Source organism: Dyella sp. (assembly GCF_036746095.1).
Lineage (GTDB): Bacteria > Pseudomonadota > Gammaproteobacteria > Xanthomonadales > Rhodanobacteraceae > Dyella_B.
This window is the reverse complement of sequence record NZ_DAIOEU010000027.1, coordinates 39328-60728: the sequence shown is the minus strand read 5'-3', so window position 1 is coordinate 60728 and position 21401 is coordinate 39328. Positions and strand designations below refer to the sequence as shown.

The 21401-nt window shown below is 63.0% G+C and carries 16 protein-coding genes; 11 read left to right on the top strand and 5 right to left on the bottom strand.

The window, feature by feature from the left end; translation table 11 throughout:
• On the top strand, window positions 1–576 hold a 576-nt coding region (locus tag V7M64_RS12435), incomplete at its 5' end, for an ABC transporter permease (RefSeq protein WP_333679467.1).
• 356 nt (window positions 577–932) lie between these two features.
• On the opposite strand, the gene iolG is transcribed toward V7M64_RS12435, so the two are convergent.
• A complete protein-coding gene (iolG, locus tag V7M64_RS12430; protein WP_333679466.1) occupies window positions 933–1940 on the bottom strand; it encodes an inositol 2-dehydrogenase in 1008 nt (335 codons plus the stop codon).
• On the bottom strand, window positions 1933–2799 hold the full coding sequence (locus V7M64_RS12425; RefSeq protein WP_333679465.1) for a MurR/RpiR family transcriptional regulator: 867 nt from the start codon (window positions 2797–2799) through the stop codon (window positions 1933–1935). The genes iolG and V7M64_RS12425 overlap by 8 nt, the downstream gene beginning before the upstream one ends.
• A gap of 189 nt (window positions 2800–2988) precedes the next feature.
• Here V7M64_RS12425 and V7M64_RS12420 point away from each other — a divergent pair, with 189 nt between their 5' ends.
• The 9 genes from V7M64_RS12420 to V7M64_RS12380 all read left to right on the top strand — a co-directional run bounded on the left by V7M64_RS12420 (window position 2989) and on the right by V7M64_RS12380 (window position 14912).
• Window positions 2989–4029, top strand: a complete 1041-nt coding sequence (locus tag V7M64_RS12420; RefSeq protein ID WP_333679464.1) for a sugar ABC transporter substrate-binding protein — start codon at window positions 2989–2991, stop codon at window positions 4027–4029.
• Between the two features lie 22 nt (window positions 4030–4051).
• Window positions 4052–5197, top strand: a complete 1146-nt coding sequence (locus V7M64_RS12415; protein ID WP_333679463.1) for an ABC transporter permease — start codon at window positions 4052–4054, stop codon at window positions 5195–5197.
• A 10-nt stretch (window positions 5198–5207) separates the two neighbouring features.
• Complete coding sequence (locus V7M64_RS12410; RefSeq protein ID WP_333679462.1) at window positions 5208–5996, top strand: ATP-binding cassette domain-containing protein; 789 nt, start codon at window positions 5208–5210, stop codon at window positions 5994–5996.
• Between the two features lie 226 nt (window positions 5997–6222).
• Window positions 6223–8169 carry a 5-dehydro-2-deoxygluconokinase gene (iolC, locus tag V7M64_RS12405; protein ID WP_333679461.1) on the top strand — a complete coding sequence of 649 codons (1947 nt, stop codon included), beginning with the start codon at window positions 6223–6225 and terminating at the stop codon, window positions 8167–8169.
• A complete protein-coding gene (gene iolD, locus V7M64_RS12400; protein WP_333679460.1) occupies window positions 8166–10055 on the top strand; it encodes a 3D-(3,5/4)-trihydroxycyclohexane-1,2-dione acylhydrolase (decyclizing) in 1890 nt (629 codons plus the stop codon). The genes iolC and iolD overlap by 4 nt, the downstream gene beginning before the upstream one ends.
• The gene (gene iolE, locus V7M64_RS12395; protein WP_333679459.1) at window positions 10045–10962 is read left to right on the top strand and encodes a myo-inosose-2 dehydratase; all 918 of its coding nucleotides are present in this window, start codon (window positions 10045–10047) and stop codon (window positions 10960–10962) included. The genes iolD and iolE overlap by 11 nt, the downstream gene beginning before the upstream one ends.
• Before the next feature lie 106 nt (window positions 10963–11068).
• Window positions 11069–11866 carry a 5-deoxy-glucuronate isomerase gene (gene iolB, locus V7M64_RS12390; protein ID WP_333679458.1) on the top strand — a complete coding sequence of 266 codons (798 nt, stop codon included), beginning with the start codon at window positions 11069–11071 and terminating at the stop codon, window positions 11864–11866.
• A 23-nt stretch (window positions 11867–11889) separates the two neighbouring features.
• Window positions 11890–13413, top strand: a complete 1524-nt coding sequence (locus V7M64_RS12385) for a CoA-acylating methylmalonate-semialdehyde dehydrogenase (RefSeq protein WP_333679457.1) — start codon at window positions 11890–11892, stop codon at window positions 13411–13413.
• Between the two features lie 185 nt (window positions 13414–13598).
• Window positions 13599–14912, top strand: a complete 1314-nt coding sequence (locus V7M64_RS12380; protein WP_333679456.1) for a carbohydrate porin — start codon at window positions 13599–13601, stop codon at window positions 14910–14912.
• Window positions 14913–15109: 197 nt separating this feature from the next.
• Here V7M64_RS12380 and V7M64_RS12375 read toward each other — a convergent pair whose 3' ends face one another.
• From V7M64_RS12375 to V7M64_RS12365, 3 genes are all read right to left on the bottom strand, one after another.
• Window positions 15110–17533 carry a protease pro-enzyme activation domain-containing protein gene (locus tag V7M64_RS12375; RefSeq protein WP_333679455.1) on the bottom strand — a complete coding sequence of 808 codons (2424 nt, stop codon included), beginning with the start codon at window positions 17531–17533 and terminating at the stop codon, window positions 15110–15112.
• 657 nt (window positions 17534–18190) lie between these two features.
• Window positions 18191–18889, bottom strand: a complete 699-nt coding sequence (locus tag V7M64_RS12370; protein ID WP_333679454.1) for a helix-turn-helix transcriptional regulator — start codon at window positions 18887–18889, stop codon at window positions 18191–18193.
• Between the two features lie 28 nt (window positions 18890–18917).
• Window positions 18918–19850, bottom strand: a complete 933-nt coding sequence (locus V7M64_RS12365) for a LysR family transcriptional regulator (protein WP_333679453.1) — start codon at window positions 19848–19850, stop codon at window positions 18918–18920.
• A 91-nt stretch (window positions 19851–19941) separates the two neighbouring features.
• On the opposite strand from V7M64_RS12365, the gene V7M64_RS12360 reads away from it, so the two are divergent.
• Window positions 19942–20958, top strand: coding sequence for an NAD-dependent epimerase/dehydratase family protein (locus V7M64_RS12360; protein ID WP_333679452.1), 1017 nt, complete (start codon window positions 19942–19944; stop codon window positions 20956–20958).
• The last annotated feature ends 443 nt before the right edge of the window (window positions 20959–21401 follow it).

Here is a 21401-nt window from a genome sequence, read left to right as displayed (position 1 = left end):
CTGGTGATGATGAGCATCATCACCAACAGCTACGGCAACATCTCCAGCTCGTTCTTCGGCGCCAAGTTCCAGCGCTCTGTAGAAGAAATGCTGGTATCGCCGATGCCGAACTGGGTGATCCTGCTGGGCTACGTCACCGGCGCGGTGACGCGCGGGCTGGTGGTCGGTTTCCTGGTGCTGCTGATTGCGCTGTTCTTCACGCACCTGCAGATCGCGCACATCGCGGTCACGCTATTGTCGGTGCTGTTCGGCGCCACGATCTTTTCGCTGGCCGGGTTCGTCAATGCGATCTACGCCAAGAAGTTCGACGATATCGCACTGGTTCCCACCTTCGTACTGACACCGCTCACCTATCTGGGCGGCGTGTTCTATTCGGTGAAAATGTTGAGCGAACCGTGGCAGGCGATCTCGCGCATCAACCCCATTTTGTACATGGTCAATGCATTCCGCTTTGGCGTGCTGGGCATCAGCGACGTGCACATCGGCGTGGCGTTCGGGGTGATGCTGCTGTTTGTGATCGGGCTGTCGTGGGTCGCATTGAACCTGCTCAAGCGCGGCGTGGGACTTCGCTCTTAGCTCCAGGGTGAGATCACGCGGGAAGGCAAATTTCGCTCATCGTCATTCCGGCGAAGGCCGGAATCCAGAAAAAAAATGGCGTGCACAGCACACGACAAAAAAGGTTTTGTGTGCTTCGCACGGCGTATTTCACTGGATTCCGGCTTTCGCCCACTGCTGTGCGGGGAAATTTTCGCCGTTCTTGCGGGAAAGCTAAAACGACGTCATTCCAGCGAAAGCTGGAATGACGAGCTGATGGCACTGTATTTCCATGGAAAATTTTCGATGCCGGGTGCTATGCCCGCGCATTTTTTTTGAAGAACTTCATTTTCCCCGGACAGCAATGAATGGGCTTTCGCCGGAATGACGGCGACGTACTACACCGCGCAGTCGATCGCCTTGCCCTCACGCCACGAACGCGTTGCCAGCTCAGCCAACTCCAATGCCTTGATGCCATCCTCGATGGTCGTACGCACCGGCGTGCCGTTAACCAAGGCATCGAAGAAATGCTCGATCTCCAAGGCATACGCCGCGCGGTAGCGTTCCAGAAAGAATGCCTCCGGCTTGTCGCTGCTGATCGCATCGCCATTCCACGCAATCACCTCCGTCGGCCGCACGTTGCCGGCCTGCAAAAGCCCCCTGCTGCCAAGCACTTCAAAGCGCTGGTCGTAACCGTACGCGGCACGGCGCGAGGTATTGATCTGGCATAGCGCCCCATCGCGCGTGCGCAAGGTGACTGCCGCGTGGGAAATATCACCGGCCGCGGCGACTTCCGGCATGTTCGGGCAGCCGCCGGTGGCGTGCACGCTTACGGCCTCGCCGCCGAGAATCCAGCGAAAAATATCGAAGTCGTGGATCAGCATGTCCTTGAACACGCCACCAGAATGGGCGATGTAGCTGGCCGGCGGTGGCGCCGGATCGCGGCTGGTGACGATCAGGAGTTCCGGCGTACCGATCTCGCCGGCATCCAATCGCTGTTTCAAGGCGGCAAAGGTCGGATCGAAGCGGCGCTGAAAACCGATCATGCAGGTAACGCCGGCACGCCTGACCGCCTCCGCACAGGAGCGTGCACGCGCCACGTCCAGGTCCACCGGCTTCTCGCAGAAGATGGCCTTGCCGGCCGCCGCGGCGCGCATGATCAGGTCCGCGTGCGTATCCGTGCTGGAACCAATGACGACCGCCGCAACGCCAGCATCGGCCAGTGCTTCGTCGATGCCGGCAACCGTAGCGCCATGCTGGACTGCGAGCGCTTCGGCTGATGGCTGCTGCACATCCACCACATAGCGCAGCCGCGTATGCGGATGCCGCGCAAGATTGCCGGCGTGGATCTTGCCGATGCGCCCGGCGCCGAACAGCGCAACGCCGATGCGTTCCTGATTAGTCATCGTATTCTCCGGGATGGGTGGTCTCTTCGACTTTCAATTCGAGCTTGTACGCCAGCGCCACGAACAGCGCCTGGCACAGGCAGATGGTGCTGGTCAGTGCGCGGAAGGCGAATGCGCTGCTTTCCTGCACCAGCAGCGTGGCATGGGCTTCCCTGCCCAAGGCACCTAGCGCGCTATCGGTAATCGCCAGCACCCTGGCCTTGTGCTGGTGCGCCATGCGGCTGCAATAAAGCGTTTCCTTGCCGTAGGGCGGATAGCTGATGGCGATCAGCACATCGCTCTTGCCGATGCTGCGGATCTGCTCGCGGTACATGCCGCCCAGTCCGCTCACCAGGTGCACGCGCTTGGCGGTGTGTTGCAGGGCATACACGATGTAGCTGGCGATGCTGAAAGTGCGCCGCACCGCCACCACGTAGATGTTTTCCGCCTTGACCAGCATGTCGACCGCCGCGTCGAACTGCTTGGCGTTGAAGGTTTTCACCAGTTCGTCGAGCCCGGTACGGTTGGCGTCGATAAAGCGCAAGGCCATTTGCGATGCCGGCAGGTTGCCTTCGCCTTCGGCGATGACGCGGCGGATGCGTTGCTGATAGCTGCGCGCGGGTGTCACCGCCTCGGTGTAGTCGTTGCGGAATACGGCCTGCATCTGGCTGAAGCCGGAATAGCCGAAGCGCTGCGCAAAACGCACCACCGCCGATGGATGCACCTCGCAACCCGCTGCAATCTCGTTGATGCGCTGGACCATGATGTTCGCCCGCTCCCGTTCCAGGTAGCTGGCCACGTTCTGCAACTGCCTCGGCAGGCTCTCAAAATCTTGCGCTATCCGCTGCAGTAGTTCGTCGACGGCGCCCTGTTTGGCCATGCGTGGCCTCCGCTGAAGTCCGGTGGCAATCCTAGCGCCGCTTGGAAAAATATTTCCATAAATTTCTTTTGTGCAATGCAAATTGCAATTGCGGAAGCGGCGTTCTTATGCTCGCGTCCACGGTGCGGCCATCTCGCGGGCGCGCCTTCTCCGGCCGGGCACGGCACCGGTCTTCACTTTGGAGACGCTATGCGTACGCGGTGGATCTCGACCTTGCTGGCGGGCATGCTGGCCGCCCTCGCGGCCCCGGCTGCCACGGCTGCCGCTGGGCCGCACACCCAAGAGCGCTACGTGTTGATCAGCCATGCCGCCGATTCGGATGTGTGGTGGAACACGGTCAAGAATGCGATCAAGCAAGCCGGGGACGATTTCGGCGTGCAAGTCGACTACCGCAATCCGCCCAATGGCGACCTCGCCGACATGGCGCGCCTGGTCGAACAGGCCGCCGCGCGCAACTACGACGGCGTGGCGTTCGACATTGCCGATTTCGACGTATTGTCCAAGCCAACCCTGCGCATCACCGCCAAGCGCATTCCGCTCGTCACCATCAACTCCGGCACGCAGCAGGAAAGCGCAAAGCTTGGCGCGATCATGCATATCGGCCAGCCGGAATACGAAGCCGGCAAGGCCGCCGGCGAGCGTGCAAAGGCCGCCGGCATCACCTCGTTCGTGTGCGTCAATCACAACGCCGCCAATGCCGCCGCGTTCCAGCGCTGCAAGGGTTTTGCGGATGCCATTGGGGTGGATGCACGCACGTCGATGATCGATACCGGCGTCGATCCCACGGTGGTAGAAAACAAGGTCAGCGCCTACCTTCGCAATAATCCCCGCACGCAGGCCATTCTGGCCCTGGGGCCCAATTCGGCCGACCCCAGCCTGCTGGCGCTGCAGCGGATGGGGCGGGCCGGCAAGATCTATTTCGCCACCTTCGATCTTTCCCCCTCCATCATCGATGGCATCCGCAAGGGCGCCATCAACTTCGCCATCGACCAGCAGCCGTATCTGCAGGGCTATATGGCGATCGCCGCACTGGCCATCGCACACGAAGACAACACACGCGATCCGGCCACCATCATCGCCAAGCTCAAAGCCAATCCCGCTTTCCAGTCGCGCCTGAAGGAATACGGCCTGCAGCCGGTGTATACCAGCCAGGGCGTCAGCTCGGGTCCTGCATTCGTCACCAAGGACAACGTCGATACCGTGGCCAAGTACGCCGGCCAGTATCGATGACAAGCCGCTCGCGGAGATGCGCATGAGCAGCACGACTTCCCATCTGCCCCTCACGACACGCAAGGACAACACTTCCGTGCAGAACGATGAACGGGTACGGCGCATTTCGCCCTGGCGTGGCTTCATCAGCCGCCCGGAATTCGGTTCCATTGCCGGCGCGGTGCTGGTGTTCGTGCTGTTCGGCATCTTTGCCGGCGATTCGGGCATGTTCAATCTCGATGGCGTGATGAACTGGGCACAAGTCGCGGCCTACCTCGGCATCATCGCGGTCGGTGCGTGCCTGTTGATGATCGCCGGCGAGTTCGATCTTTCGATCGGCTCGATGATCGGTTTCGCCGGGATGATGATGGCGGTGCCGGCGATGTTCATGGGCTGGCCGATGTGGGCGTCGGTGCTGTTCGCGTTTGCCGGTTGCATGGCGCTGGGCTGGTTGAACGGCTACCTGGTGGTGCGCACGCGGCTGCCCAGCTTTATCGTCACGCTGGCTTTCATGTTCATCCTGCGCGGGCTCACCCTGGTGCTGTCCACGTATTTCTCCAACAGCACCATCGTCAGTGGCGTGGGGGACAAGGTGGGCAGCGATCCGGTGGTGAGCACGCTGTTCCAGGGCAGCACATGGCACGGCCTGTTCGTATGGCTCGCGCAGGCAGGTGTCATCGACAAGCTGCCCAATGGCGATCCGATCATTGCCGGCATTCCCAAGGTATTGCTGTGGTGGTTGCTGATGGCGGTGGGCGCGGGCTTCGTGCTTTCGCGCACCCGCTTCGGCAATTGGATTTTCATCGTGGGTGGCGATGCGGCCGCAGCGCAGAACGTTGGCGTGCCGGTGCGCCGCGTGAAGATCAGCCTGTTCGTATGCACCGCTTTTTGTGCGTGCCTGTTCGGTGTGCTGCAGGTGGCCGACGTGGGCTCCGCCGCTGCCGACCGCGGCCTGCAAAAGGAATTCGAGGCGATCATCGCCGCCGTCATCGGTGGCGCCCTGCTTACCGGCGGCTACGGTTCCGTGCTCGGCGCCTGCTTTGGTGCACTGATTTTCGGCGTGGTGCAGATCGGCATTTCCTACACCAGCTTCGATTCCGATTGGTATCGCGTATTCCTGGGCGCCATGCTGCTGTTGGCGGTGCTGTTCAACCACTACGTGCGCCTGCACGCGACGCGCAGCAAGTGAGGGCACCTTCATGAGTGATGACTACATCCTGCAACTGGAAAACGTCAGCAAATTCTTCGGCACGGTGATCGCACTGCAGGACGTCACGCTGCGCCTGCGCCGCGGCGAGGTGCACTGCCTGCTGGGCGACAACGGCGCCGGCAAATCCACCTTGATCAAGACGCTGGCCGGAGTACATCCACCCAGCCGCGGCAGTTATCTCGTCGACGGCAAGGAAGTGCATTTCAACTCGCCGCGCGAGGCGCTGGATCACGGCATCGCCACCGTATACCAGGACCTGGCCCTGGTGCCGCTGATGAGCGTGGCGCGCAACTTCTTTGCCGGGCGCGAGCCGGTGCGCAAGCTGTTCGGCCTGGTTCCGGTGATGGATATCGACCACGCCGCACGCGTGGCGGAAGAAAAACTGGCCGACATGGGTATCCACGTCCGTTCGCCGCATCAGGCCGTCGGCACCATGTCAGGCGGCGAACGCCAGTGCCTGGCAATTGCGCGCGCGATCCATTTCGGCGCAAAGGTGCTGATCCTCGATGAGCCTACGGCTGCGCTGGGCGTGAAGCAGAGCTGCAACGTGCTCAAGCTGATTCATACGGCGCGGGCGCGCGGCATCTCGGTGATCTTCATTACGCACAACGTGCATCACGCCTATCCGATTGGCGACAGCTTTACGTTGCTCAACCGCGGGCAGTCGATGGGGACGTTTGCAAAGCAGGAGATTGCCAAGGAGGCGTTGCTCGACATGATGGCCGGAGGTGCGGAGATTCAGGGGTTGGTGGCGGAGCTTGAGGGGCGGGCGGCATGAAGCCCTTGCTTCTTCACAATGCCGGAGTGCTCCCTCTCCTCTCTGGGGAGAGAGCTGGGGTGAGGGGCGAATCTCGCGGCGCGGTTAGTTCTGCGCGAGATGCAAAAGCCAAAGCCTGCCTGCATCCAAGAAGCTCCCTGGGACCCCAGCCCCTCACCCTAACCCTCTCCCCGGAGGGGAGAGGGAACCGGTCCGCGGCTTCGTTTTGATTCGCGAGCACATGCACATGAACGCACGCCAATACGACCTCATCTGCCTCGGCCGACTCGCCGTCGACTTCTACGCCCAGCAACCCGGCGCACGCCTGGAAGACGCCACCAGCTTCGCCAAATACCTAGGCGGCTCATCCGCCAATGCCGCGTTCGGCACCGCGCGCCTCGGCCTGCGCACCGCCATGCTGAGCCGCGTCGGCGACGACCACATGGGCCGGTTCCTGCTCGAAACGCTGCAACGCGAAGGCTGCGACGTGAGCCACGTCAGCATCGATCGCGAGCGTCTCACGGCGCTGGTGCTGCTCGGCATCAAGGATCGCGATACGTTTCCATTGATCTTCTACCGCGAAAACTGCGCGGACATGGCGATCGACGAAACCGATATCGACGAAAACTTCATCGCCTCCAGCCGCGCGCTCGCGATTACCGGCACGCATTTCTCCACGCCGTGGGTGCACGCGGCCAGCAGCAAGGCGCTGGCCTTCGCGCACAGGCACGGCGTGCGCACGGTGCTGGATATCGACTATCGTCCCGTGCTGTGGGGCCTTACCGCTCATGGCGATGGCGAAACGCGCTTTGTTGCCGACGACGGCGTTACCGCGCATCTGCAAAGGATCTTGCCGCAGTTCGACCTGATCGTCGGCACCGAGGAAGAATTCCATATTGCCGGAGGCAACCGTGATCTGCTCGCAGCGTTGCGCGCGGTACGTGCCGTCACCCGAGCCACGCTGGTAGTGAAACGTGGCGCGCTCGGTTGCAGCGTGATCGAAGCCGCCGTACCCGGCAATATCGACGAAGCGCCCACCTATCGCGGCACGCGCGTGGAAGTACTCAATGTGCTGGGCGCCGGCGACGCTTTCATGGCCGGCTTCCTGTATGGCTGGCTGCGCGACGAAGGCATCGAACGCAGTTGCGCCTACGCCAATGCCTGCGGCGCGATGGTGGTTTCCCGCCATGCATGCGCCCCGGCCATGCCGAGCCGCGCGGAACTGGACTATTTCCTAGCCCACGCCGATCGCCTGCAGCAGCCGGACCAGGACGAAGAGCTGGCGCATCTGCATCGCGTCAGCGTGGCGCGTCCGGTCTGGCATGACCTGCACATCTTTGCCTTCGATCATCGCAGCCAGTTCTACGACCTGGCCTGCGAGTGCGACGCCGATGAATTCCGCCTGCCGCGCCTGAAGCAACTGCTGGTGGAAGCCGTGGCCAAAGCGGAGCGCGAACTCGGCCTGCAACATCGCGTCGGTGTACTGATCGACCAACGCTACGGCGAAGACGCCCTGCATGCCGCCACCGGACGCGGCTGGTGGGTCGGCCGTCCGGTGGAAATGCCGGGATCGAACCCACTGGAATTCGAATACGGCCGCTCGATCGGCAGCCAGCTGGTGCAATGGCCGCGCGAACATGTGGTGAAGTGCCTGGTGCAATTCGATCCCGACGGCGAGGCCGAATCCCGGCTTGAACAGGAAACGCAGCTGCATGCGCTCTACGCGGCGGTAAGGCAGAGCGGCCATGAGTTGCTGCTGGAAATCATTCCGCCTGCCAATCCTGCCGCCATCGGTACGCCGGGCGAACGCGTGGTACGCGCAATGAAACGCCTCTACAACCTCGGCATTCGTCCGGAGTGGTGGAAGTTGAAACCCATGCCGGCGGCGGATTGGGTGGCGATCGATGCCTTGATCGCCGAACGCGATCCGTATTGCCGCGGCGTGGTGCTGCTTGGCCTCAACGCGCCATTCGCGGAATTGGCGGAAGGTTTCGCAGTGGCCGCGCACAGTACCCGTTGCCGGGGCTTCGCCGTCGGCCGCAGCCTGTTCTACGAACCGGCACGCGCGTGGCTCGCGCATGAGATCGATGACGCCGCACTGGTCGAACGCGCCGCGCAACAGTTCGCCAAACTGGCAGCGCTCTGGCAGCAGGCGCGCAGCAACGTGCATCAGGCGAAAGGAGTGGCGGCGTGAACCGCGTGCGATTGACCATGTCCCAGGCTCTGGTGCGCTATCTTGCCGCGCAGCAGGTGCGCGATGAGGAAAGCGGCGAGCTGCTGCCGTTGTTCGGCGGCATCTTCGCCATCTTCGGCCACGGCAATGTGGCGGGATTGGGTGAAGCGCTCCATCAACATCGCGCGCAGTTGCCGACCTACCGCGCGCACAACGAGCAGGCCATGGCGAACGCTGCCATCGCCTATGCCAAGGCGCAGATGCGCCGGCGCATGATGGCCGTGACCACCTCGATCGGCCCGGGCGCCACCAACCTGGTGACCTCGGCCGCGCTGGCACACGTCAACCGCCTGCCGGTGCTGTTGTTGCCGGGCGATATCTTCGTGTCGCGCGCGCCCGATCCGGTACTGCAGCAGCTGGAGGATTTCGGCGACGGTACCGCCAGCGTCAACGATTGCCTGCGGCCCGTCTCGCGCTATTTCGATCGCATCGTCAAACCCGAGCAATTGCTCACCGCCCTGCCGCGCGCGATGCACGTGCTGACCGATGCCGCCTTGTGCGGGCCGGTGACGCTCGCGCTGCCGCAAGACGTGCAAGCCGAAGCCTTCGATTGGCCTGAAGCATTCTTCGCAACGCGCCTGCACGGCTTTCGCCGTCTTCCGCCCGCGCAGGAGGATATCGAAACCGCCGTGCAAACACTGCGCGATGCAAAGCATCCCGTGCTGATCGCCGGCGGCGGCGCACTGTATGCGCAAGCCAGCGATGCCGTACGCCGCTTCGCCGAAACACATGGTGTGCCAGTGGCCGAAACCCAGGCCGGCAAAGGCACGCTGCCCTGGCAGCATCGCCTGCAACTCGGGCCGGCCGGCGTGTGCGGTTCCACCGCTGCGAACGAGCTGTTGGCCGAGGCGGACGTGGTACTTGCCGTCGGCACGCGCCTGCAGGATTTCACTACCGGCTCCAACGCGCTTTACACCCGTGCGCGCATCGTCACACTCAACGTCAACGGCTACGACGCATTGAAAGGCGGCGACGCCCAGGTGCTGGCCGACGCGCGCCTGGGGTTGGAAGCACTTTCCTCCGCGCTCGGCACGTGGCGTGGCGATGCCAGCTGGCAAGCACGCGCACAACATCTGGCGCAGGCATGGCGCCACAGCGTGGACGACATCACGTCGCGCCGCGAACTTCCCGCCGGCACGCTTCCTTGCGACGGCGAGATCATCGGCGCCGTGCAGCGTTCGCATGCCGATTCCACCCACCGCGACATCGTCGTGTGCGCGGCTGGCACGCTGCCGGCGGAACTGGAAAAACTGTGGCGTACCGACACGCCCGGCGGCTACCACATGGAGTACGGCTACTCCTGCATGGGCTACGAGATTGCCGGTGGCCTGGGTGTAAAGATGGCCAAACCCGAGCGCGAAGTGATCGTGATGCTGGGCGACGGCAGTTACCTGATGCTCAACGCGGAAATCGCCACCTCGGTGATGCTGGGTCTGAAACTGATCATCGTGGTGCTGGACAACCGCGGTTTCGGCTGCATCAACCGCTTGCAGCAGGCTTGCGGCGGCGCGCCGTTCAACAACATGCTCGACGATTGCCTGCAGGGTGCCGACGGCGCACCGGCCATCGACTTCGCCGCGCATGCGCGTGCGATGGGCGCACATGCCGAACACGTGCACAGCATAGGCGAGCTGGAGCAGGCGCTGGTACGCGCACGCGCTGCGACGCACACGTATCTGATCGCCATCGACACCGACCATCGGCGCACCACTGAAGCCGGCGGCGCCTGGTGGGAGGTGGCCGTGCCGGAAGTCTCCGACCGCGATGCCGTGCGAGCCGCACGGCGCGACTATGAAACAGCCAAGCAACGGCAACAGCCCTACCCAGGCAAGTCCCATGACGCATGACGGTTTCAACCTAAGGATCGGCATCAACCCGATCGGCTGGAGCAATGACGACCTGCCTTCGCTGGGTGGCGAGACGCCGCTGTCGACGGCACTCAGCGAAGGCCGCGAGATCGGCTATCAAGGCTTCGAACTCGGCAACAAATTTCCGCGCGAGCCCGCGGCGTTGCGCCAGCTGATGGCCGGCTACGGGCTGGAGGTTGTTTCCGGCTGGTATTCGGGCTGCCTTGCCGCGCGCTCAGTGGAAGAGGAAATCGCCGCCGTCGAACCGCATCTGCGCCTGCTTGCCGAGAACGGCTGCAAGGTAATGGTGTATGGCGAAGTCGCCGATTCGATCCAGGGCGAGCGCCGCATTCCGCTTAACAAGCGCCCGCGCTTCCGTGACGAGGATGCCTTCAAGCGCTACGGCGACCGGCTCACCGCCTTTGGCCGCCACTTGCTCGGCCATGGTGTGCGACTGGCCTATCACCATCATATGGGCGCCTATGTAGAGGCTCCGGCAGACATCGACCGCCTGATGCTCCACACCGGCGAAGACGTCGGCCTGCTGTTCGACAGCGGGCATGCGTATTTTGGCGGTGGCGATCCGGTCGCCATGCTCAGCAAGCACATCGATCGTGTCTGCCATGTGCATTGCAAGGATGTCCGGCCAGCCATCGTGCGACATGCGCGCAATCGCCATTGGAGTTTTCTCGATTCGGTGTTGAACGGTGTCTTTACCGTGCCGGGCGATGGGGCGATCGATTTTGCGGGCATCGTCGCCGTGCTTCGCACGCACCGTTACCACGGTTGGCTGGTGGTGGAAGCCGAACAGGATCCGGCCTTGGCGCCGAGTTACGCGTATGCGCAGAAGGGCTATCGCACCTTGCGTGCGCTGGTGGATGGTGCGCCGTTGCAGGAGGTTGCATGAATCCGTATTACGCCAATCGCACGACCCTCCCTCTCCCCTCCGGGGAGAGGGTTGGGGTGAGGGGGTGCAGGGGAGAAGAGGAAAAGCGCATGCAAGGAGCACTCGCATGAGCTTGCTGGTCAAAGGTCACGCGCAAGGGCGCGAGATCGTCAAGGTCACCCCGGCATCCGCTGGCTGGAAACACGTCGGCTTTGAAGCCTTCCGCCTTGCATCAAGCGAAAACCTGCAAATCACCTTGCCCGCCGATCGCGAAGGCTGCCTCGTCGTGCTGACCGGCAACGCAGACATCCGCGCGGGCGGAGAATCGTTCGACAAGCTGGGCGGCCGCAACAGCGTATTCGACGATCGCTCGCCCGATGCGGTCTACGCACCGCCCAATACAACGTTTGAAATCACCGCACACGATGCGGTGGAACTGGCGCTCGCCACCGCACCTGCCAAAGGTATGCATCCCGTGCGCCTGATCCCCGCCACCAGCATGAAACGCTCGGTGCGCGGCCAGGACACCAACACCCGCTACATCTGCGACATCCTGCCGGAATCCGAACCGGCCGAATCGCTGCTGGTGGTGGAAGTGGTGACGCCCGCCGCGCATTCCTCCAGCTATCCGCCGCACAAGCACGACACCGATGCGCTGCCCCGGGAGAGCGCACTGGAAGAAACCTATTACCACCGCATCGATCCGCCGCAGGGCTTTGCCTTCCAGCGCGTGTATACCGACGCGCGCGACCTGGACGAATCGATGGCGGTAGGCGACCACGACGTGGTGATGGTGCCGCGCGGCTATCACCCGGTGGTGATGCCGCACGGCTATCGCGGTTACTACCTCAACGTGATGGCCGGCGCGCAGCGCGCGTGGCACTTCAAGAACGACCCGGCGCACGACTGGCTGATGCAACGCTGAAATATCTCCGAGAGGATCCACTGATGTCCGCACAAGTTTCCCAACCGACTGCGCCGCAGGCCATCGGCCATTTCATCGACGGCCGCCGCCATGCCGGCCGTGGCGACAGCCTTCCGTCTTACAACCCGGCCACGGGCGAGGTGATCGGCGCGGTCGCCATGGCGACGCCGGCCGAAGTGAGCGCCGCCGTGAAAGTAGCCGCCGAGGCGTTCCATGGCTGGTCGCAAACCTCGCCCCTGAAGCGCGCGCGTGTGATGTTCCGCTTCAAGGAACTGATCGAGCGCGACATGGACAAGCTTGCCGACGTCATCACGCGCGAACACGGCAAGGTGTTTTCCGATGCCAAGGGCGAACTGATGCGCGGCCTGGAAGTGGTCGAGTACGCCTGCGGCATTCCGGAGCTGCTGAAAGGCGAATACACCGAGCAGATCGGCGGCGATATCGACGCCTGGACCATGCGCCAGCCGTTGGGCGTGTGCGCCGGCATCACGCCGTTCAATTTCCCGGCGATGGTGCCGATGTGGATGTTCCCGATGGCGCTCGCCTGCGGCAACAGTTTCGTGCTCAAGCCTTCCGAACGCGATCCATCCGCTTCGTTGATGCTGGCGGAGTTATTGAAGGAAGCCGGCTTGCCGGACGGCGTCTTCAACGTCGTGCAAGGCGACAAGACGGCGGTGGATGCCCTCCTGGATCATCCGGACATTCGCGCGGTGAGTTTCGTCGGCTCCACGCCGATCGCCGAATACATCTATGCGCGCGGCACCGCCGCCGGCAAGCGCGTGCAGGCGCTCGGCGGCGCCAAGAACCACATGATCGTGATGCCCGATGCCGATATCGAGAAAGCGGCGGATGCACTCATCGGTGCTGGCTACGGCGCGGCGGGCGAACGCTGCATGGCCATCTCGGTGGCGGTGGCGGTAGGCGACGCCACCGCCGACCAGCTGGTGGCCAGGCTCACGCCCAAAGTGCAGGCCTTGCGCGTTGGCAACGGCATGCATGCACAGGTCGACATGGGCCCGGTGATCACTGCCCAGCATCGCGACAAGATCACCGGCTATATCGAGGATGGCCTCGCGGCAGGCGCCCAACTGGCCGTGGACGGACGCGGCCATCGCGTATCGGGCTGCGAGCAGGGTTTCTTTCTTGGCGGCAGCCTGTTCGATCACGTGCGCCCGGACATGCGCATCTATCGCGAAGAAATCTTCGGCCCCGTGCTGTGCGTGGTGCGCGTGCCGGATTTCGGTGCCGCACTCAAGCTGGTCAACGACCACGAGTTTGGCAACGGCACCGCCATCTTCACGCGCGACGGCCATGTGGCGCGCGAATTCGCGCATCGCGTGCAGGTCGGCATGATCGGCATCAACGTGCCGATCCCCGTGCCGATGGCGTTCCATAGCTTTGGCGGCTGGAAGAGGAGCCTGTTTGGCGACCATCACGCGCACGGGCCGGAAGGTGTGCGCTTCTATACGCGGCAGAAGGCGGTGACGCAGCGCTGGTTGGCAAGCGAAGACAGTCGCGGGCCGGAGTTCGCGATGCCCACGCATTGATTCATCCCCACGAAATATCGATTTCGTCATTCCGGCGAAGGCCGGCACGCGGTGAGGCGAATCCGGGCTGCACATCCATAGGCGCGCACCTACGCAAGCAATAGGCCTCAATTTCGTATCTGTCTGAAAGCATTGCAGCGAAAACCTCGGGAAAATCGACTCCACATTTTTTGTTGGAGTCCGCAATGGAAATGCCCCGCCGTTCGAAGACATCGTCCGCCGTTCGTCTCTTCACTGCCCTGCTTGGCTTCGTCGCGACACCGGCCTTCGCCGCCGACGATGCACCGTATCTCCTCGGCGACTGGAATGGCGAACGCACCCGCCTCGCCGATAAAGGCATCCGCTTCGACTTCGGCTACACCGGCGAGGCCGCGCACAACTTCAGTGGGGGTACGCGACACACCACGCGCTACGCCGATCAATGGGTATTGGGCAGCACGCTCGACCTGGACAAGCTGTGGGGATGGCAGGGCGGTGAATTCCAGCTGGTGGTCACCAACCGCAACGGCCGCAATCTCAGCGACGACGCCAACCTTGGCGTGTATCAACAGGTGCAAGAAGTGTACGGCCGTGGCCAGACCTGGCTGCTCACCGTGTTTGCGCTCAAGCAGCAGTTCTTCGACGGCAAGCTCCAATGGCGCGTCGGCCGCCTGCCGGTCGGCACCGATTTCGACAGCCTTCCGTGCGACTTCCAGAATCTCACTTTCTGCGGTTCGCAGCCCGGCAATATCGTCGGCGATTACTGGATCAACTGGCCGGTTAGTCAATGGGCCACCACGCTGAAATGGAACACCACCGACCAGACCTACGTAAGGCTGGGCGCGTATCAGCTCAATCCGCGCTACGTCGACAACACCTGGGCGCGCAGCAATGGCTGGAAGCTCAATTTCCCCGGCGGCACTACGGGCGCCCTGCTGCCGCTTGAATTCGGCTGGACGCCGACACCCGGCGGCCTGCCGGGCAGCTACAAGCTCGGCGGCTGGTACAACAACGCCGGCGGCGAACATCTTTATTACGACATCCATAATCGGCCGATCGCGTTCACCGGCGAGGCACCGCTACAGGAAAGCGCGCGGCACGGCGGCTACCTCACCTTGCAGCAACAGATCACCGGCGATGCTGCCGGCAAAGGAATCAGCCTGTTCTTCAACGCCACCATGGCCGACAGCAGTACCTCGGCGGTGGATCGGCAGTTCGCGTTGGGTGCGATGTTCAACCGGCCGTTCCATCCCAGCAAGGACAGGATTGGCGTGGCTGTGGGCACCACGCACGGCAGCAGCGAACTGATTCGCTACGCGCGGCTCTATAACCAGCTCAACGCAGGGGTTCCCATGCCGGTGGCAGACACCTATGAATTCGCCAGTGAGGTGTTCTACGACTGGTATCCGATTCCTTCGCTCAGCGTGCGACCCAACCTGCAGTACGTTGTCAACCCCGGCGGCATCACGCAAAACCGCAACGCGTTCGTATTCGGCTTGAAGACCAGCGTTACGTTCTGAGCGCAGTGGCGCTTTCCATAAGCGCGTATCTCGACGCTTGCAGTGACATGCCCCCTCCCCCTCCCCTACTGGCGCAGGGAAGGGGACAGTTCTCCGCTAGGGCGGGGCTACGTACTCAATCCGCCAAAAAAAAGCGGGACTGTCACGTGACAGCCCCGCCCGCTTGCAACAAGCATCCCTGCACGCCCCATTAAGCGCTATTGCGCATTCAAAGTGACGTCATCCAGCACAAACGACGTTTGCAGCGAAGTGTCTTCGGTACCGGTGAACTTCAACCGCACGGTCTGGCCGATGTACGAGCTGACGTTATAGCTATGCACCTGATAGCCCGATGCTGCATTGAGGTTGGAGAAAGTCCCCAGCGTGGCCAGCACTGTCCCGCTGCTGTTGACCAGTTGCACCTTCAATTTGTCGTAAGCCGTCGTGGCCGTGGTTTCAGCGGTGTCGATATGCAGATAGAACTGCAAGGTAGCGCTGGTCTTGCCGGACGGAATGCTCACGCTCTGCGACACGGTGTCGGTATGCGTGGTGCCGTAGCCATCCAGCCATGCGAACCACGAACCGTTGTGCGCGACTTCGCCCGAGCAGCCGCTGTTGCTGCATAGCACGCCCGAACTCATCGACCAGGGCGAAGCAGTACCGGTCTCGAAGCCTGGATTGCCGATCACCTGCACCGCACCGCCACCGCCGCTGCTCACCGTTACCGACTTGCTGGTGCTGTTGGTGGCACCGGTGTTGTCGGTCACCTTCAAGGTGACGGTGTACGTGCCCGCCGCCGTGTAGGTATGGCTCGGGCTCGCGCTGGTCGAGCTGCCGCCGTCGCCAAAGGTCCAGGAGTACGCGCTGATGGTGCCACCGCTGTCCGTGGACGTATTGGTGAAGTTGACGGTCAAGCCGCTCACGCTATCGGTGAAGTTGGCGACCGGATTGCCACCCGTGCCCCCACCGCCGCCGGCAAGGTTGGCCAGCTGGTTGACCACCACGCTGCCCCAACCGGTGGTGTAGTCCCAACCGGCGGCGGCATTCTCGCCGCTGTTGTTACCGGAGGTCACATCGTGGAACGCTGCCGCGTAATTGCTCGCTGACGATTGCGCCACCTGGTAGATCACCGGCGCAGCAAAGCCCAGGCTGGTGCCCTTTGCTTGCAGCACGCGTGCCCACATGCCGACCGCCAGCGGCGCGGCGAGACTGGTGCCGCCGATCTGCTGGTTGGCCTGGCCGTCTACATACACCAAGGCGCCACTGACCGGGCTGGCATCGAAGGCGATGTCAGGCACGCCGCGATGGCTCTGGTTGGTGATGCCGGACACGCCTTGCTGCCAGCTCGGAATCGGCTCGAAGGTGCTGGGGCTGCCGCCAGTGGCGCCTTCGTTCGAGCTCAAGTTGTTCCATACCGTTTCGCTTTGCCAGGTGGTGTTGGGGCTGGTGTACAACTCCGTGCCGCCCACCGCCGTCACGTATTGCGAGCTGGCCGGCCAGCTCGGCGTGACGCCGCCATTGCCGCATTCATCCGCGCCGGAATCGCCGGACGAGACGAAGAAGGTCTGGCCTTGCGCGACCGCCTGCTTGAACGTGGCATCGTTCGACGAAGCCGCACCGCTCGACTGCGCGGAGGTTTCGCATTCGCCCAGCGACACATCGATGGCCTTCAGCAAGTTGTCCGACACCACCAGGTTGTAGTCGGTCTGCAGGCTGGCATCGCTCAAGTCGGTGGCCACGTAGAAGGTGTACTGGTTCACGCCCGCCATGGGGATGATGTCCTGCGCATCCAGGTCCCACTCGCCATCGCCGCTGGTGCTGCTGCCACTGGTGCTGCCTTTGTAGCTGACGCTGACGCCAGGATCCGCCGTCGCCAGGTCGCTCTTGATGTTGCTCATATTGCCCGAGGAAATCGAACCCACCGCTACCGACGTTGCGGCCGCCATGCCGCTCGCCCCATAGATCGACGGGAAGTCGGACGGTGCATGGCCTACCGCCGAACCCGTCGCGAACGGTTGCACGGTATTGCCGTGGACCACGTTCGGATTGAGTCGCTTGGCAAACACGTGCGACACATGCACGTTCTGCATGCCGAGCACGGCATTGACGCTGCCTTGCAAACTGGCGGGAATATGCACGGGGCTGTTATTGGCAAACGCATCGCGACCATCGTGTGTCTTCACGTGCACGAAGCTGGTGCTGAAAGCGGCCTGCGCGGTATCGGCGCGGCCATCGGCCTCCACCAATGCGCGATTGGGCGCAATCTGGACGTTGGTAAAGCCGGCACGGGTCAGGTAATCCGCCACGGCTTGCGCCTGTGCCGCAGTCGGTGCGTACTGCGCGTTGAACTGTGCGGAGGTCAGCGGCTTGAAGCCCGGCTTGGCGATGTACTGATCGAGCTGTTGCTCGTTGCGCAATTTGAGCGTCACCACGACGTGCATCGGATGCGAAAACGCCAATGCGCCTACGACCTGGTCGTCGCTACGCAAGCTGACTGCGGGATGGATCGCCACCATCGCCGAACTGGTTGCCGATACCGCGCTGTCCGCAGTCGGCAACGGGCTTGCCTCGACGTAGACGGCACTCATCGACACCAAGCCCATGGCAACAAGCATGGCCTTCATACGAAAACGGCTGGACATAAATCACTCCCCAGGAATAGTAAGGACGCACGGACCCTATGAGGTCGCACGTACCCCATGACAGTGAAGTCACGCTTGCGCGCGACGCCGTTGGAACCATGAACGCTTGCGATTCCCCGAGCCCCGGCGTGCTGCTCCCCCTGCGTTCCCCTCGCAGGCAGCGCCGGCTGCAGTGCTCAACGACGCCCCTTTTTACGACCCTGCGTCGTCCTGGAATCCATCGCCGCGCGACTCCCTGCGACGAATGCATTTGAAAGTATCGGCCGAAAAAATCAGCGTCAAGCAAACGGCGGCGTGAACTCTCGCGAAAACGATGCACACGAAAACTTCACGATGCTTAATTGCTTTTATCTATCGTGCAGCGCGCCCTGACCCGGCCTGGCTGCTGCATTGTCCAGCGCGAAATCAAGCGATACGTGCCTGGCCTATTTGAAATTGCGGTGGCGTCCCCAGGCTTCGCTTGTGCAACTGCCTTCACGCGCGCGCTACATTTTTTGATAGATCGCGATAATCGCAATGCCTGCGGCGTAAGCCACGCGAAAGCCAACGCGCGAAATTCCTGCACCGCAATTTCACGTTGGCACGATCCAATCCATCGTGCATTCACGCTGCAGACGTTAACGCGTGCCGACAAGCATGAATGCCCGCTAACGCACGCTAGCGTTCGATGCGTACGCCGAGTGCCGCGAGCCGGCGCAATCCGTCCGGGGTCGGCAACAACGCGCGACTGCGTTGCGCGCGGCGCAACCATCCCGCGTCGAGCATGGCGCCGGTGATGGCAACACCCAGCGGGCCGCCCAGATGCAAACGGCGCTCGGTCCAATCCAGGCAACCGCGCCCGCGCAGCTGTAGCAAGCCGTGCAGCGACGCCGACGGCCATCCCGCTTGTGCCAGGGCATCCGTTGCGGCAGGCAACAACAGCATGCCGTCGCTTTCTGCGCGCAACCAACCGCGCTGCAGCCATGCTTCGCACAGCGCCACGCCCAGCTGCCCGGCCAGATGCCGGTAACAGGAACGGGCACGACACAATGTCGTATCGCGCACGGCTCGCTTTGGCGTGATACGCGTCGCGTTGGGCAATGCCATGGATTCCAGCCATGCCGCCACGTCATCGTTCGCCAAGCGGTAATAGCGGTGTCGCCCTTGCTCATGCAGGCCCAGCAGGCCGCCGTCGAGCAGGCGCTTGAGATGAGCACTGGCGGTGGCGGCGCTCACGCCGGCGATGGCCGCCAATTCGCCGGCGGGTCGCATGGTGCCGTCCATCAGCGCCAGCAGGATCGCCGCACGCGCCGGCTCGGCCAGCAGGGCGCCCAGTTCGGCCAATTGATAGCGGTTAAGCGGACTGACTTCGGTCATGGCGGCAAGTCTAGTTGCTGCCTCCGGTTCAACGCTTCGCCCGTGCCCGAAGCTTCGCCTTGGGCGGCGGAGCAACGGCGGCGTACTCCACCAGGGCCGCCGCAAGGTAGTCGTATAGCGCGCGCACCAATGCATTGCGGCGCATGTCCTCGTGCATCACCACCCATGTTTCCATGCTCAGCTGAAAGCTTTCCAACACACGCACCAGCGCTGCATCGCGTTGCGCTATGCCGCATTGGCAACCAGCGATACCGTAGCCGGCGCGCACCGCGGCGAGCGCCGCCAGATCGTTGTCCGTACGCAGCGCGAAGTACTCGCGCGCATACGGCACGCCCGCCGGCAGCATGGCGCGGATGTACGGCGTTTCGCGGTCGAAACCGATCAGCGTGTGCGATGCCAGGTCGGCCATCGTCTTTGGATGGCCATGCGCTTTCAGGTAGCGCTTGTGCGCATACAGGCCCACCGCGATGTTGCCCACGTGCCGCGCAACCAGCGCCTCCTGTGCCGGCCGCCCCATGCGGATGGCGATGTCGGCGTCGCGGCGCAGCAGGTTCTGCACCTGGTTCGACAGCGACAGTTCGATCACTACGCCCGGATGGCGCTCGTGGAACGCGGCGAGCATGGGCGGCAACACTTCCACGCCAATCACCTCGCTGGCAGTGATGCGTACCGTGCCGGACATGGCGTCGTGCCGCGCGCTGGCGGCCCGGCGCAAGGCTGCCGAGGCCGATGCCATCGATTGTGCGTGCGGCTGCAAGGCATGCGCCAGCTCGGTGGGAGACAGCCCCTGCGGCGAGCGCGCAAACAACGACACACCCAGCGTTTCTTCCAGCTCACGGACATGCCGGCCCAGGCTCGGTTGCGTCATGCCAAGCATGCGCGCCGCGCCGGACAAGCTCCCTTCGCGCATCACGGCGAGGAAGGATCGATACAGCTCCCAACCGGGTTCTTTGCTAGCCATGCATATTTGTATAACAGCTCTACGGCATTAGGCAATTTTCTTTCACCCCGTGCGGGACCAGACTTTGTCCATCACAACGGAGGGCAAAGTCATGCATACATCCAGAACGGCATTGGTGATCGGCGGCAACGGTGGCATCGGCCGCGAAGCCTGCCTGGCATTGCAGCGGCACGGCTGGCAGGTGCGTGCGCTGGTACGCCATGTGCCGGCAGCGTGTGACGGCATCGAATGGATCCGGGGCGACGCCATGCAACGCGACGACGTACTTGCGGCAGCGGCAGGCACGGCGGTGATCGTTCACGCGGTGAATCCTCCGGGCTACCGCAACTGGGACACACTGGTGCTGCCAATGCTGGACAACACCATCGCCGCCGCCAAGGCGAACGGCGCACGCGTGGTGCTGCCCGGCACCATCTACAACTATGGGCCGGACGCGTTTCCGTTGTTGCGCGAGGACTCGCCGCAACATCCGCCGACACGCAAAGGCGAGATTCGCGCGGAGATGGAACAGCGCCTTGCAGCGGCATCACGCGCGGGCGTACGCGCGCTGATTCTTCGCTGCGGCGACTTTTTCGGGCCGCATGCGGGCAATAATTGGTTTGGCCAGGGGCTGGTGCGACCCGGCAAACCGGTCAAAACGCTGCGCTACCCGGCGGATTACGCGCATCATCATGCCTGGGCGTATCTGCCCGACGTGGCGGAAACGATCGCGCAATTGCTCGAGCACGAACTTGCCGACTTCGACGCGTATCACTTCGGCGGCTATTGGCTGGATGCTTATGCGATGGCCGATGCGGTGCGCCGCGCGACCCACCATCCGCATATCGCACTCCGGCGTTTCCCGTGGTGGTTGACGGCCTTGGCTGCCCCCTTCACGGAAACGCTGCGCGAGCTGCGCAAGATGCGCTATCTATGGAAAACACCCGTTCGGCTGGATGATGCCAAGCTGGCGGCGCTTCTCGGCAGCAGGCCTTATACGCCGCTGGACGAAGCGTTGCGTGCGACGCTGGCTGGACTCGGATGCATCGAGGTGCAAGGCCAGCTTCGCGAAGTGCTGCCAGGGGAAAAACGCGATCAACCGAAAGCTTACGCAACGGCTCAGCAGTGAAGTTAAGGCAACACCCCAATCCGTCGTTCCGCGAGAACCGGGACGACGAACATATAAGTTGCGTAGGCTGAGGTACAAATCCCAGCATCGGAAAGCACATACATGGCGACGCTGCGGTTTGCGGCCCGGCCTACCAAATTGCGCCTTGTCCAGACGGGTCTTGGTGTAATCATCAGCGCGGCGGAGGCAATCTCGGGCACGCTTTCGCTAGCCCGACTACGCGCTTCTGACCACGGCCTCCGGCTGCCCGGAAAGCCGAGCAGCTGGCGGCCGTGCAGCACCCTATTTGGCAACGTTGCTGCCCCCATATGGCCGATACGGGCGGCGAGCGGAAATGACAGGAAAGTATCCACGGAATCTATCCGAAACCTAGGAAGACAGCCTGAAGCCATAGCTGACACCTGCCCCATGCTTACGGCACAGGTATCGCCAATGGCGCCCAG

What these genes read in the sequence shown, in the direction of transcription:
- V7M64_RS12420 (WP_333679464.1), top strand. Translation starts at nt 2,989, where the DNA reads ATGCGTACGCGGTGGATCTCGACCTTGCTGGCGGGCATGCTGGCCGCC.
- V7M64_RS12380 (WP_333679456.1), top strand. Translation starts at nt 13,599, where the DNA reads ATGGAAATGCCCCGCCGTTCGAAGACATCGTCCGCCGTTCGTCTCTTC.
- iolC (WP_333679461.1), top strand. Translation starts at nt 6,223, where the DNA reads ATGAACGCACGCCAATACGACCTCATCTGCCTCGGCCGACTCGCCGTC.
- V7M64_RS12370 (WP_333679454.1), bottom strand. Translation starts at nt 18,889, where the DNA reads ATGACCGAAGTCAGTCCGCTTAACCGCTATCAATTGGCCGAACTGGGC.
- iolG (WP_333679466.1), bottom strand. Translation starts at nt 1,940, where the DNA reads ATGACTAATCAGGAACGCATCGGCGTTGCGCTGTTCGGCGCCGGGCGC.
- V7M64_RS12360 (WP_333679452.1), top strand. Translation starts at nt 19,942, where the DNA reads ATGCATACATCCAGAACGGCATTGGTGATCGGCGGCAACGGTGGCATC.
- V7M64_RS12365 (WP_333679453.1), bottom strand. Translation starts at nt 19,850, where the DNA reads ATGGCTAGCAAAGAACCCGGTTGGGAGCTGTATCGATCCTTCCTCGCC.
- iolE (WP_333679459.1), top strand. Translation starts at nt 10,045, where the DNA reads ATGACGCATGACGGTTTCAACCTAAGGATCGGCATCAACCCGATCGGC.
- V7M64_RS12415 (WP_333679463.1), top strand. Translation starts at nt 4,052, where the DNA reads ATGAGCAGCACGACTTCCCATCTGCCCCTCACGACACGCAAGGACAAC.
- V7M64_RS12425 (WP_333679465.1), bottom strand. Translation starts at nt 2,799, where the DNA reads ATGGCCAAACAGGGCGCCGTCGACGAACTACTGCAGCGGATAGCGCAA.
- iolB (WP_333679458.1), top strand. Translation starts at nt 11,069, where the DNA reads ATGAGCTTGCTGGTCAAAGGTCACGCGCAAGGGCGCGAGATCGTCAAG.
- V7M64_RS12410 (WP_333679462.1), top strand. Translation starts at nt 5,208, where the DNA reads ATGAGTGATGACTACATCCTGCAACTGGAAAACGTCAGCAAATTCTTC.
- V7M64_RS12385 (WP_333679457.1), top strand. Translation starts at nt 11,890, where the DNA reads ATGTCCGCACAAGTTTCCCAACCGACTGCGCCGCAGGCCATCGGCCAT.
- V7M64_RS12375 (WP_333679455.1), bottom strand. Translation starts at nt 17,533, where the DNA reads ATGTCCAGCCGTTTTCGTATGAAGGCCATGCTTGTTGCCATGGGCTTG.